This is a genomic window from Cohnella silvisoli (assembly GCF_021190915.1).
Classification (GTDB): Bacteria; Bacillota; Bacilli; order Paenibacillales; family Paenibacillaceae; genus Cohnella; species Cohnella silvisoli.
This window is the reverse complement of the sequence record NZ_JAIOAP010000014.1, coordinates 93,932-106,479: the sequence shown is the minus strand read 5'-3', so window position 1 is coordinate 106,479 and position 12,548 is coordinate 93,932. Positions and strand designations below refer to the sequence as shown.

Annotated in this window: 10 protein-coding genes; 6 read left to right on the top strand and 4 right to left on the bottom strand. The window is 47.4% G+C overall.

The features are described from left to right. Positions 1–88 precede the first annotated feature (88 nt). From K7P76_RS23455 to K7P76_RS23435, 5 genes are all read left to right on the top strand, one after another. Positions 89–1,783 (top strand): extracellular solute-binding protein, encoded by a 1,695-nt coding sequence (locus tag K7P76_RS23455; protein WP_232187754.1) that lies wholly within the window; start codon positions 89–91, stop codon positions 1,781–1,783. 75 nt (positions 1,784–1,858) lie between these two features. Further along, positions 1,859–2,755, top strand: a complete 897-nt coding sequence (locus K7P76_RS23450; protein ID WP_232187753.1) for an ABC transporter permease — start codon at positions 1,859–1,861, stop codon at positions 2,753–2,755. 18 nt (positions 2,756–2,773) lie between these two features. Then, positions 2,774–3,649, top strand: a complete 876-nt coding sequence (locus tag K7P76_RS23445) for a carbohydrate ABC transporter permease (RefSeq protein ID WP_232187752.1) — start codon at positions 2,774–2,776, stop codon at positions 3,647–3,649. 375 nt (positions 3,650–4,024) lie between these two features. Continuing rightward, on the top strand, positions 4,025–7,342 hold the full coding sequence (locus tag K7P76_RS23440; RefSeq protein ID WP_232187751.1) for an S-layer homology domain-containing protein: 3,318 nt from the start codon (positions 4,025–4,027) through the stop codon (positions 7,340–7,342). A 187-nt stretch (positions 7,343–7,529) separates the two neighbouring features. After that, positions 7,530–8,060, top strand: a complete 531-nt coding sequence (locus K7P76_RS23435) for an acyltransferase (RefSeq protein ID WP_304518420.1) — start codon at positions 7,530–7,532, stop codon at positions 8,058–8,060. Positions 8,061–8,143: 83 nt separating this feature from the next. Here K7P76_RS23435 and K7P76_RS23430 read toward each other — a convergent pair whose 3' ends face one another. Beyond that, positions 8,144–8,746 (bottom strand): TetR/AcrR family transcriptional regulator, encoded by a 603-nt coding sequence (locus tag K7P76_RS23430; protein ID WP_232187750.1) that lies wholly within the window; start codon positions 8,744–8,746, stop codon positions 8,144–8,146. Positions 8,747–8,976: 230 nt separating this feature from the next. Here K7P76_RS23430 and K7P76_RS23425 point away from each other — a divergent pair, with 230 nt between their 5' ends. Continuing rightward, on the top strand, positions 8,977–10,470 hold the full coding sequence (locus tag K7P76_RS23425; RefSeq protein WP_232187749.1) for a DHA2 family efflux MFS transporter permease subunit: 1,494 nt from the start codon (positions 8,977–8,979) through the stop codon (positions 10,468–10,470). A 200-nt stretch (positions 10,471–10,670) separates the two neighbouring features. Here the strand turns inward: K7P76_RS23425 and K7P76_RS23420 are convergent, their stop codons facing one another. The 3 genes from K7P76_RS23420 to K7P76_RS23410 are packed head-to-tail and all read right to left on the bottom strand — an operon-like array spanning position 10,671 to position 12,391. Then, complete coding sequence (locus K7P76_RS23420) at positions 10,671–11,027, bottom strand: hypothetical protein (protein WP_232187747.1); 357 nt, start codon at positions 11,025–11,027, stop codon at positions 10,671–10,673. Further along, the gene (locus K7P76_RS23415) at positions 11,005–11,349 is read right to left on the bottom strand and encodes a PHP domain-containing protein (protein WP_232187745.1); all 345 of its coding nucleotides are present in this window, start codon (positions 11,347–11,349) and stop codon (positions 11,005–11,007) included. Before K7P76_RS23415 ends, K7P76_RS23420 begins: the two co-directional genes overlap by 23 nt. Continuing rightward, positions 11,318–12,391 (bottom strand): ATP-grasp domain-containing protein, encoded by a 1,074-nt coding sequence (locus tag K7P76_RS23410; RefSeq protein WP_349403264.1) that lies wholly within the window; start codon positions 12,389–12,391, stop codon positions 11,318–11,320. Before K7P76_RS23410 ends, K7P76_RS23415 begins: the two co-directional genes overlap by 32 nt. Between the last annotated feature and the right edge of the window lie 157 nt (positions 12,392–12,548).

Here is a 12,548-nt window from a genome sequence, read left to right as displayed (position 1 = left end):
CATGAACACGTACAACGTGTTTGCGGTCATCTTTCGTTAAGAGGGGTCGGAACTCGGTTTGAAAAAAGAACATAACGGAGGTAACGGTATGAGAGGACAAAAGATTCGCGGCATGATCATGGTAGTAATGGCAATGCTTTTGGTTTTCGCTGCGGCCTGTTCGAAAAAGGACAACGGTCAGGCAAGCGAGTCTCCCGCGGCGCAAACCGGAAGCGCTTCCCCGAGCGCGAGCGCGACGAATACGGAGGCGGAGGCACAGACAGAGGATCCGTTCGGTAAGTATGATCCCCCGATCGAAGTGTCGGTCGTCGGAACGACGGGAACGAACGTCCTGTTCGCCGACGGGGAAAGCATCAACGACAATATTATGACCCGGACTTACAAGGACATTCTCGGCATTCAGTTCGTGAACAAGTGGGTGTCCGACGCTTCCCAAACCGTCGAGAAGATGAATTTGTCTATCAACACGAATAATCTCCCGGATATTTCGAAGGTCGACGTCAACCAACTGCATCGGATGATCAAGCAGGGTCAACTGGCCGATCTGACCGAAGTTTACGAGAAATACGCGTCTCCCTTGCTCCGCAAGGCTATGGAATACGGCGGAGGAGAAGGCTTCGAGGCAGCCAGCGTGGACGGGAAAATCTACGGCATGCCCGTTCCGGTCGACTACTATGAGAACGTAGCCATCATGTATATTCGCCAGGATTGGCTGGATAAGCTGAAGCTCCAAGCGCCGAAGACGATCGATGAGCTCGTAACCGTCGCAACCGCTTTTGCGCAGCAGGACCCTGATGGCAACAACAAGGCCGATACGTACGGAATGGCGTTAGACAATACGTTAGGAATGGGCTTCGACGGAGTGGCTGCCGCTTATAAGGGATACCGGGCGATCTGGATCAAGGATGGCGAAGGCAAGCTGGCTTATGGAAGCGTCCAGCCGGAGATGAAGGCAGCGCTGGCGAAGTTGCAAGAGCTCTATAAAGCGAAAGCGATCGACCCCGAATTCGGCGCCAAGGACTGGGGCAAGACGGCGGATGACATCGGCGCGGGCAAAGGCGGTATTTATTTCGGGGCATTCTGGCAGCCGCTTTATCCCCTCTCGACCACCAAGACGCATACTCCGAATTCGGATTGGAAGGCCTACCCGATTCCGGCAGGTGTGGACGGCGTTGTCGTACCGAAGCGACCGACGAACGTCTATAACTGGATGGTTGCCCGGAAGGGCATGGAAAACCCCGAAGCTCTCGTCAAGTCCATGAACTTGTGGGCGGAGATGTGGATCGAAGGCGGTAAGTACAATGACCTTTTCTACAAGGAAATTCAAGGCAGCGATAAATATAAAGACAAGCAAGTTCATCAATTCGCCAAGCCGTACTTCTTCGACGATCCAGGCAAGAATATGGTGATCGGCAAGCAGTTCAGGGCAGCCATGGAGAAGGATGACGGTTCGCTCGTCACTCATCCGGACGGCAAATGGAAGTGGGATGCCTACAAAAATAATGAACAGAACGGATGGGCGTTCATGAAGTACCTCTCCGAGTCGGAAATGGTGCTGGAGCAGTACGGCGAGAACTACGTTCCCCAGTCGTTCCTTGGAGCGCCGACGGATACGATGGTCAAGCGGCTGGCGAATTTGAACAAGATCGAGTCCGAGACTTTCACCAAGATCATTATGGGCAACGCGAATATCGACGAGTTCGATAATTTCGTCAAGCAGTGGAAGCAACTGGGTGGAGATGCGATCACGGAAGAAGTTAACGCTTGGGCATCGACCAAGTAACGGGGAACGGGGGCGCGGGGACTTTGCCGTCAGGCAAGTCTTCGCGCTGCTGCTCGCAGGAGGTATCTATCGCACATGAAGATTACGAAGAAAGATAGGGCGTTCTTCCATCTGCTGCTGGCGCCCGGCATGCTCATTCTGTTCGTGTTCGCCTATCTTCCGATGTTCGGCATCGTTATCGCCTTCCAGGAATTCAATCCGACTCAGGGCTTTATTCGTTCCGAATGGGTCGGACTTGAGCATATTCGGTTTCTATTCGAGCTGCCGGACACGATGCAAACCGTGTGGAACACGGTAGAGATTTCGCTCATGAAGATCGTAGCGGGATTGCTCGTACCGATCGTCTTCGCCCTATTGCTGAATGAAGCGAGAATCGTATGGTTCAAGCGAACGGTGCAAAGTCTCGTTTACTTGCCGCATTTTCTGTCGTGGGTCATTCTGGGCGGTATTCTGATCGACGTTCTCTCCATTAATGGGGGAGCGTTCAACCAAGTCTTGGCGACGTTGGGGATCAAGCCGATCTTCTTCTTCGGAGACGAAGCTTGGTTCCGCGTCATGCTGGTCGTCACCGACGTCTGGAAGGAGTTCGGCTTCTCGACGATTATCTATCTGGCGGCGCTTACGGGGATCAATCCCGCATTGTACGAGGCTGCCTCGATCGACGGCGCGAGCCGCTGGCAGCGGGTTGTCTATATAACGTTGCCCGGTATTCTTCCCGTCGTCGTGCTGATGTCGACCTTGAGCCTCGGCAACGTGCTTAATGGCGGCTTCGATCAAATTTTTAACCTCTACAACCCGATGGTGATCAGTTCGGCGGATATTATCGATACCTATATCTACCGGATGGGGCTCATTCAGGCGCAGTACGGACTCGCCACCGCAATCGGACTGTTGAAGTCGCTATTCGGCTTTGCTTTGATCGTGACCTCTTACCGATTGGCATACCGCTACGCGAACTATCGCATTTTCTAAAGGACGGAGCGACTCGTTATGAGAATACGCCTGCATCGCTTTCAGGCTTTCGATATTTTGAATTACATCGTGCTCGCCGCCGTGTCGCTGCTCTGCTTGGTCCCGATTTGGCATATCGCCATGGTCTCCATGAGCGGGGAAGGGCCGGCGAACCAATACGTCGTTGGATTGATTCCGATCGAATTCAACCTAAGCTCTTACGCGAACATTCTGCGGCTTGACAAGTTCTGGGACGCGTTCGGCGTCTCCGGGCTGAGGGTCGTTCTAGGCGGATTGCTGAACTTCCTTCTCACCGTCATGATGGCATATCCGTTGTCCAAGGAGAGTGTCTACTTCAAGAGCCGGAGCGTATACATCTGGGCGCTCGTATTCACCATGCTCTTCAGCGGCGGGCTCATTCCTAGTTACATGATCATCAACGAGCTGCACCTGATCGATACGATCTGGGCGCTCATCGTGCCGGGAGCCGTACCGGTGTTCAACGTCATTCTTATGATCAACTTCATGCGCCAACTGCCGAAGGAGTTGGAGGAAGCATGCCTGGTCGACGGGGCTTCGCAATGGTCGATCATGACGCGGATCTACGTCCCGCTTTCCTTGCCGGTCATCGCGACCGTGACGCTGTTCAGCGTAGTCGGACATTGGAACTCGTGGTTCGACGGGCTGATCTACATGAATCAGACGGAAAAATATCCGTTGCAAACATATCTTCACGTCGTACTCGCTTCGCGTAATCTGGTGAACGCAGACCAGAATTCCGTTATGGCTTCGCTCACGAACCGATCCGCGATATCGGCGCAGATTATTCTTGCTTCGCTGCCGATTCTTATCGTGTACCCGTTCCTGCAGCGGTTTTTCATCCATGGCATCGTTATGGGGTCGGTAAAGGAATAAAACGCGGCAACTTTATCAAGGCAAAGAAGAGGCCCGATTAGCTTATTAAGAGCTAAAGCGGGCCTTTTTGGTTTGACGGTGCATCGACTATGGAGTGAAAGTCTCTAGTACTGCGGGGTGGCCGATGTGTATAGCTAATCAGTAATGCGTAGTCTGCGCTAGTGCAGGATGTAGGTTCGATTAGGGGGGCGTGTTCATGAATTGGAGCGCCGACTCGGCCTGTTATTTATTCAGATTTCTAAATGGTTTCGCAAGCAAGCATCATTCCTAAACGTCCCTAATCCAAGGGGTTTTTTTGTCGTCGAAGTTTGTCATTTTGCCGTCATTGGGGTGTGATAGGATCAATTTCATTAAAGAAAAACAAGGAGGACTATCATGAAGAATAAGGTATTCAAGAAGGTTGTATCATTTCTGGTTGTTGCATGTCTGCTATTTTCGTCGTTTGGAGTCGCTTTTGGTGCATCGGCAGCCGTGACTTCGGACATTAAGGGACATTGGGCGGAAGCTCAAATATCCGCATGGATGGATAAAGGACTTATTAAAGGATACGAAGATGGGAGTTTTAAGCCAAACAATAATATTACGCGAGCAGAATTCATTTCAATGATTAATCGATCTTTTGGATTTACGGAAGAGACGGCGATTACGTTTAGTGATGTTCAAGCAGGAAACTGGGCCTATCCGGAGATTGCAAAAGCAGTCAAAGCAGGCTACATAACAGGTTATGCAGACGGCACCATAGGTGCAAGCAAGCCGGTTAGCAGACAAGAAGTTGCGGCGATTGTAGATCGTTTGCTGGGACTATCTAAAAAAGAAAACGCAGCAACTGCAGCTTTTACGGATTCAAGCTCCATCGCAATATGGGCTAAAGGATCTGTAGATGCAGTCGTGGCTAAAGGAATTATGAAGGGCTTTTCAGGAGGCGATAGCTTCAAGCCCGGCAAATCTACTACGCGTGCGGAAGCAGTTGTTACGTTGGATCGCGCGATTAACACGCAAGCAGTTGTATATAAAAAGGCCGGTACCTATGGTCCCGCCGCAGGTGTAGAAACGATTAATAAGAACGTGGTTGTTCTTGTTGCTGGAGTAACCTTGCAGAATATGGTCATCAACGGCGACTTATTATTAGGCGAAGGTATTGGAAACGGCGATGCGTTCTTAAACAATGTTAAGGTTACAGGCACTGTAACGGTTCAAGGCGGCGGCGAGAATAGTATCCATTTCAACAACTCCGTGCTCGTGGATATTATTATCGATAAGAAATCCGGGACAGGCATTGTTCGTATTGTTTCGGAAGGCTCGACAACGGTGTCTTTAGTCGTGGTTAATTCCCCGGCAACGATTAGAGAGATGAATACATCGGGCAAGGGCTTCGCTAATATTAACCTTAGTCCTGCCATTCCGGCTGGCTCGAAAGTAACCTTACTTGGCGCATTCAATACTGTGAATGTAAGCTCGCAGCAGATCCAAGTTGATGTACCCGAAGGCAGCATCGAAACTTTGAATGCAAACGCGAGTGCAACAGGGATAACTGTTAATCTTACAGAGGGAGCGAAAATAAACGCACTCATCTTAGATGCAATAGTCAAGGTATTAGGCAAAGGCACGATTGTAACGGCAACGGTTAACATTCCGGGCACTACATTTCAAACCCCTCCGCAAACGACTACAACACCAACACCAAAACCTGTAGTCACTACGCCACCAAGTGGCGGAGGTGCTCCAACAACACCAAGTGCAGTTATCGTAAGCGGTATTACCGTCACAGGTGCAGGAAATGCTACCACTGTAGTATTTGGTGGGACTTTGCAGATGAATGCAGCGGTAGCGCCAGCAAATGCAACAAATCAGACGATTGCATGGGCGGTTGCCTCTGGAACAGGAGCAGCAACGATAAACGCAACAGGGTTATTAACAGCAACAGGAGTTGGCAATGTAACGGTCACAGCAACTAATGCAGCTTCTGGAGTTACCGGGACTAGAGTGATTACCATAACAGCAGACCCGCTGATTGCTGCGTATACGAATGCGGCAAACGTTGCAGCAATTCAAACCTTGCTTGATGCGAATGCATTGGGATTAACATTAACGGATTATGCTGGCTTAGATGCGACTGGCAAGACAGAAGTAGCAACAGCCCTATTTGGTACGAAAGCTACATTAACAACAAAAGCATTGATCCAGTCCGCAGCAGACGCGGCGATCGGCTTAGCAAAGCCTGCATCAGAAGTGAGAAAAGAGGAGGCATTAGTAGCTCAGTATACGAATGCTGCAGATGTAGAAGAAGTTGAAGCCTTGCTTATTGCGAATGAATTGGCATTAACATTAACGGACTATGAGGGCTTAGATGCTAGAGGCAAGACAGAAGTAGCAGAAGCACTATATGGTATGCAAGATGATTTAACAACAAAAGCTTTGATCCAAGAAGCAGTAACATCAGAAATCTCCATCGCAAAGGTTTTTTCCGACTGGAGAAAAGCGCAAGTAGCTATGTATACGAATGCGGCAGATGTAGGGGAAGTTGAAACATTGCTTGGTGACAATGCATTGGGTTTAACATTAACAGATTATGATGGCTTAGATGCGACCGGCAAGACAGCAGTTGCAACAGCACTATTCAATACTAAAGCTACATTAACAACAGAAGAATTGATCCATTCCGCAGTAACAGAGGCAATCATCGCAGCAAAGCTGGCATCAGACGCGAGGAAATTGGCAACATTGGTAGCTCAGTATACGAATGCGGCAGATGCAGCAACAGTTCAAGCATTGCTTGGTACGAATGAATTGGGATTAACATTAACCGACTATGAGGGCTTAGATGAGGCTGGCAAAACAGAGGTAGCAGAAGTACTATATGATTTGCAAAATGATCTAATAACAAAAGAATCGATCCAGACCGCAGTAATAACTGCAAGCGCCACAGCAAAGCCTGCATCAGACGAGAGAATACAGGCAGCATTGGTAGCTCAGTATACAAATGCAGCAAATGCATCAGCCGTTCAATCATTGCTTATTGAGAATATGTTGGAATTAACATTAACCAATTATTGGGGATTAGATGCGACCGGCAAGACAGCAGTAGCAACAGCACTATTCAATACTAAAGCTACATTAACAACAGAAGAATTGATCCAGTCTGCAGTAGCGGCGGCAATCGCCTCAGCAAAGCCTGCATCAGACGCGAGAATACTGGAACCTTCACTGGTTGCTCAGTATAGGAATGCAGTTAGTGTAGCGGCAATTCAAGCATTGCTTGATACGAATGTGTTGGGACTAACAGTAACATTCTATCTTGCCTTAGATCCGACTGGCAAGACAGAAGCAGCAACAACGCTATATAGTTCTAGAAGTACCTTTGTAGCCGACGGATTTTTTACTACAGATAAAGCAGCGCTCCAGAACCAATTAAATATGGCATCTGGTCAAGCATCGAGTGCATCGAATGCGAGAATAGCGAACGCAGTTGCAGCAATCAATAGTGCAGCCGATGAAGCGGCAATGGCAACGGCAATTACAAATCATGCAGCAACACTAGGACTAGTCTTAATAGACTACAATGCCTTAGCCAACAAAGTTCCAGTGCAAATAGCAATGATAGCACAGGCCTTTGCAAACAGAGCAACAGTCGTAGCAGCTTTCAATACTGCAGTAGCAAATCAAAAAGCGGTAGAAGCCGGCCAAGTAATATGAAATTCCTGAGCCATTGATTGTAATAAACAAAAAGGGTGCCCATTTCCATTTGGGCACCCTTTTTGTTTGGAATGGTTTTGATTGTCTTTAATAAGCTATTCAAAATGAATAACTAATTACCAAAAATCTGCACAACCTCTGGTATACTATTCATTAAGCATACTATTCGGAGGGGGAAGATGTTGATATGGGATATAAGGGAGCATTGTACAAACTTAAAGGTCTCTATAAATTTGGTGATATAACATCGAAGATACGCGGCAAAGTGTTCATTAATAAAAGGGGACAAATCCGAGTCGGAAAAAACCTTTCTATAGTAGGCCATCCGTGGGCTGTTCAAATTACGAGTACCAAGGGTGCCAACTTGGTAATCGGGGATCATGTATACATAAATGCAGGAGTGGGAATAGCGGCTAATAAGGAAATTGTCATTGGAGATAACGTCAAAATTGGTCCAAGAACGAGCATTTTTGACAGCAATTATCACCGTATGGATTCGACCGACAAGGGTGAACTCTGCAAGAAAATAACAATCGGAAATAACGTTTGGATTGGAGCGGATTGTACCATACTTCCGGGAGTCACCATCGGAGATAATTCTGTCATTGCGGCCAAGAGTACCGTTAATAAGGATATTCCTAACAATGTATTGGTCGGAGGAAGCCCTGCTAAGTTGATTCGTGAACTCATCATAGAGGATGGCTGGGTTAGAGATTAGCTGGCTTGCGGTCGATTGGAACAGGGATGAGGCGAAAAAGTGTTGGTGCAGGAGGTTCCTGTAACAACACTTTTTGTTTTTGATCAATTGCTGCTTGTTTGATTTTGATCTAAACGGAACAGCACGGAAAGCTGCTTGGCAAGAAAAAGCGGCGTGTAGGGCATATCATTGCGAAGCCAGAAGGCAATTGTACCTAGGAAGGCGGAGGAGCCGTACCAGATTGCGATATCTTTCGGGACGCTCACAGTCGAAGCAGATGGGGAAGCGCCTCGCTTCTCGATTTTGCTGTTGATAACATCAACCATCAGCTTCAGAAGACGTTCGGTAAAGACCGGTATACGTTTGGAAGCGAGCAGCACCTTGTAAAACTTTGAATTTTCCGCGATATGCTCCAGCATTTTGACCAATATGAACCAATCAGGGTCTATGGAACGGGACTGATCCAAGACATCCTTGTAGATAGCTTGAATCTCATTAACCATGTCATCCGCCATCTTCTCCAGCATATCCGGAATATCCCGGTAATGAAGATAGAAGGTGACACGATTGATGGTAGCGCGTTCCGCAATCCGATTCACGGTTATTTTCTCAAGTTCAATCTCCTCAAGCAAATCGATAAATGCGTCTCGAATCAATTGGCGAGTGCGAAGTATACGCGGATCCGTACGCTGTGATTTTGTTGACATGTGCTCTCATTTCCTTTCCCCATAAATGCTTTAGACGACAATTGCTTCCCGATTTGTATATTATTTTTCGCATAGACGACAGATCCCGTGCAACTGTAAACTAATAAACATTTTTCAAAAAGCTGTTGCTTGTGAAATAGAAGAGAGATGATATAATTCTTTACATTACATTGAGTCTATTATACAACAAAGTGTCTATTAATTTCACGTGAATTTTGAAGGGATTGAGAATGTTGAGTAAAAATTCAGCCTTTGACAGCAGTTCCATTAAGAAAGGTCCCCTGTTGTTTGTCATGATTCTGGGGGCGTTCCTCGCCGTTCTGAATCAGACCATTATGAGCGTCGCGCTGCCGGAGCTAATGGTCGACTTTGATATTGCGGCGTCTACGGCTCAATGGCTGACAACAGGCTATATGTTGGTAAACGGGGTTCTTATTCCGATCACCGCATTTCTAATGCAGCGCTTTACGACCCGCGAGCTTTTTCAGACTTCCATGATTATTTTTCTCGGCGGAACCATTGTTTCGGCAGCGGCGTCCAGCTTTGACATTTTGCTTGCCGGTCGTCTGATTCAAGCTGCGGGTGCCGGTATTATTATGCCGCTGCTGATGAATGTCGTCCTGACCATTTTCCCGCCTGACAAGCGAGGAGCCGCTATGGGCTTGGTCGGTTTCGCCATTATTTTTGCTCCTGCTATCGGGCCGACACTCGCCGGCTATGTCATGGAGCATTATTCCTGGCGTACGATGTTTTATGGAATGATCCCGCTTGCCGTTATTGTTATTGTTGTTGCCTTTATTTATCTGAAAAATGTAGCTGAACGCAGCTATCCCAAGATTGACATTTGGGGTGTCATTCTCTCGACAATCGGGTTCGGTGCTCTTCTTTATGGTTTTAGCAGTGCTGGGAGCAAGGGCTGGTCAAGTGCGGAAGTGCTTGTATCTCTTGCGGTGGGTGTTGTCTCTCTGGTGCTGTTCACCTGGCGACAGTTGGTCTCCAAGAGCCCGCTTCTTGATCTCAGGGCGTTCAAATACAGCATGTTCTCCCTGACTACCGTTATTAATATTGCGGTTACGATGGTCATGTATGCGGATATGATGCTGCTTCCCTTGTATTTGCAGAATGCACGGGGATATACGGCTATGGAGTCCGGACTGCTGATGCTCCCTGGCGCGCTTCTGATGGGATTTATGATGCCGTTGACAGGAAGGCTGTTCGATCGCTTTGGAGCGAAGTGGCTGTCCATTATCGGTATGGCGATTACGATTGTGACAACAATCGGTTTCGTTAATCTGACCGATTCTACTAGTTATACGTATTTACTCCTGATGTCCACAGGACGACGCTTCGGGATGGCCATGTTCTTGATGCCAATCACAACGGCAGGCCTAAACCAATTGCCCGCAAGACTGAATGCGCATGGTACGGCTATCTCCAACACCATCAAGCAGGTGGCCGGCGGGATAGGTACCGCGCTGCTTGTCACGGTTATGACGACTAGCACCAAGACTCATCTTCAGGATATGATCGCCGCAGGCGGCTCCTCTTCAAAGGAGCATATGGTGATGGAGGCGTCTATCCAGGGTATTAATGATGCGTATCTTGTCATTATTGGAATCGGAATTGTCGGGCTGCTGCTTTCTTTCTTCATTAAACGTGCAAGGCAGACCGAGGAAGAAGAAACCGTAATAACCCTGGACCGAACAAGGGTTAGGGAAGCATAAGAAGAGGATTGATCATGTTAGATCGGGCGCCAGCTTCCAGTTTGCTGAAGTTCGATACTATCCAGGCATAGCAGAGCAGTCCTTCGGAGGCACGTGGCCGTCGAGGGACTGCTTTTTGGTCTTTCTTGGCTTAGGAAGCGGATGCCGATTCTGTCATGCATGTGTCGCGAGTTTACCAATGGTCATCTTGTATTTATTTTTCACCGAGCAAGTGGTTTTTTCTTGTTTAGTAAATACTGACGAATATCTACAATCCGAAATCCTCCTTTACCCGTTATTTCTTTGACCTTCCTGCTGTTTAATATCAAATCTTTTACGGAGTGGCTATCCGAAGAGATCAGAAATTGAACCCCCCTATCTTTAGCTTGCTTGATGACCTGCTCGTCGATTCCATTGTATCGGACATTAAATTCCATAATTTTATTGGACACGGCTATTCGGTCGCTAATTTCCCGCAAGGGCAGGTCTTCGTCTCGGACTCCGAATGGTTTTAACTCGGACAATGGGTGGGCGATAATATCTACTCTGGGGTTTTCAAGCATCCGATAAAAGGCCATGAGCCAGTTTTCGATAATCGATCGCTTCGGTAACCGCTCCGCATCCGCTTTGGAGGTCGAAAGTGAGATCCGCGTCAATGTCGCCTTCCAAAGAAACCACCTTCGCTTCAATCCCCGAATAGAGTGTTATCTTATTTGCATATTTCTTCTTCAGTGTTTCAAGATGAGCGGAATAGGCCGGAATCCATGTGCTAGATTTCCAGACATGATCTGTAAGTGCGATAGCTTCATATCCAATTTTAATTGCCGCTTCTATCATTTCTTCGGGCGTATTTTTCCCATCCGAGTAATTAGAGTGCAAATGAAGATCCATGAGCATCATAGAATACCTCTTCCCAATATCGTGTCATTCGAGTCCCCCACCGTACATTCAACTCCGCTTCGGTTGGAGCGATTCCTAAGGCTTGTTTTACTGCAAGCACTGGAAGGTTGATTCCCGCGGCGGTGCAATGAACGATTGTGCCTTGTATTCTTGGATTAATTTCAACTATTTTAGGTGTTCTATTTCGGTCCCTTCTAACCTGCACTCCAATATTTCCATTCAATTGCAGTTTTTCTACGACCAGCACCGCATAATCAATAATATCCTGCTCTTTGGCGATGACGCATTTCGTTGAAATTCCGCCTACTGTAGCCACCCTCAACCGGGGAACAGCCACGACTACCTTCCCTTTGTTTACAAGAAGGTCTACGCTATATTCCTCGAAAGGCAAGAATTCCATCGCAATCGTCTCTGGAATCTCCGTTCTCTTGTCGATAATTCCAAATAGTTCTTCCTCGCTAATATGAGCTGAACTCGGTTTTTCATGAAAAAGCATTCGAAACTTGTCAATTTCGTTATTCAAGATATGGAACCCCCTGCTTCCATCGGAAACGGTAGGTTTAAAACAAACAGGGCGATGCGGGTATCCTAAATGACGGATTGCTTGTTTAAGGTCATCGGCGGTCCGGACAATACGGAAATCAGGCACAGGGATGCCTATTGCTTGAAGCTCCTTGTATAATTCCCCCTTATTGATGACCTTCTTGAGGGAATTTGCAGGGGATATGAGCAAACGAGTTCCAAGCATAAGAAGTTCTTGTTCTGCTTCGGACAATGGAATGAGTTCATCCGTAACAAGGGAAAATAGGAGATCAATCTTCTCATTTACACAAATTTGCCGGATAAAAGGCATGAACCCGTCAACCGAAGCGCGGGGAGCCGTGAATTGCCGGTTTGCCATATGAAACCCGATCGCATCGGGATTGCAATCCACGCCAACAATGTCAAAGTCAATCTCATTGCTTAAGCGGAGAGATCGAATGACACCGGGTGCTGCAGGAGAGCCGACACCCGTCAATAGAATTCGAACGTATGGCTTCACGGATTATCTAACACCACTTTCTTTTTAACCAATATACTCAACTCAAGTTCCGTAATCTTTGGACATGCAACTAATCTTACGAATAAATAGGCAACTACATTTACCATTATTATTTTCTCTCATAGATTATGGAGTATCGATATTACATTCTGAACAA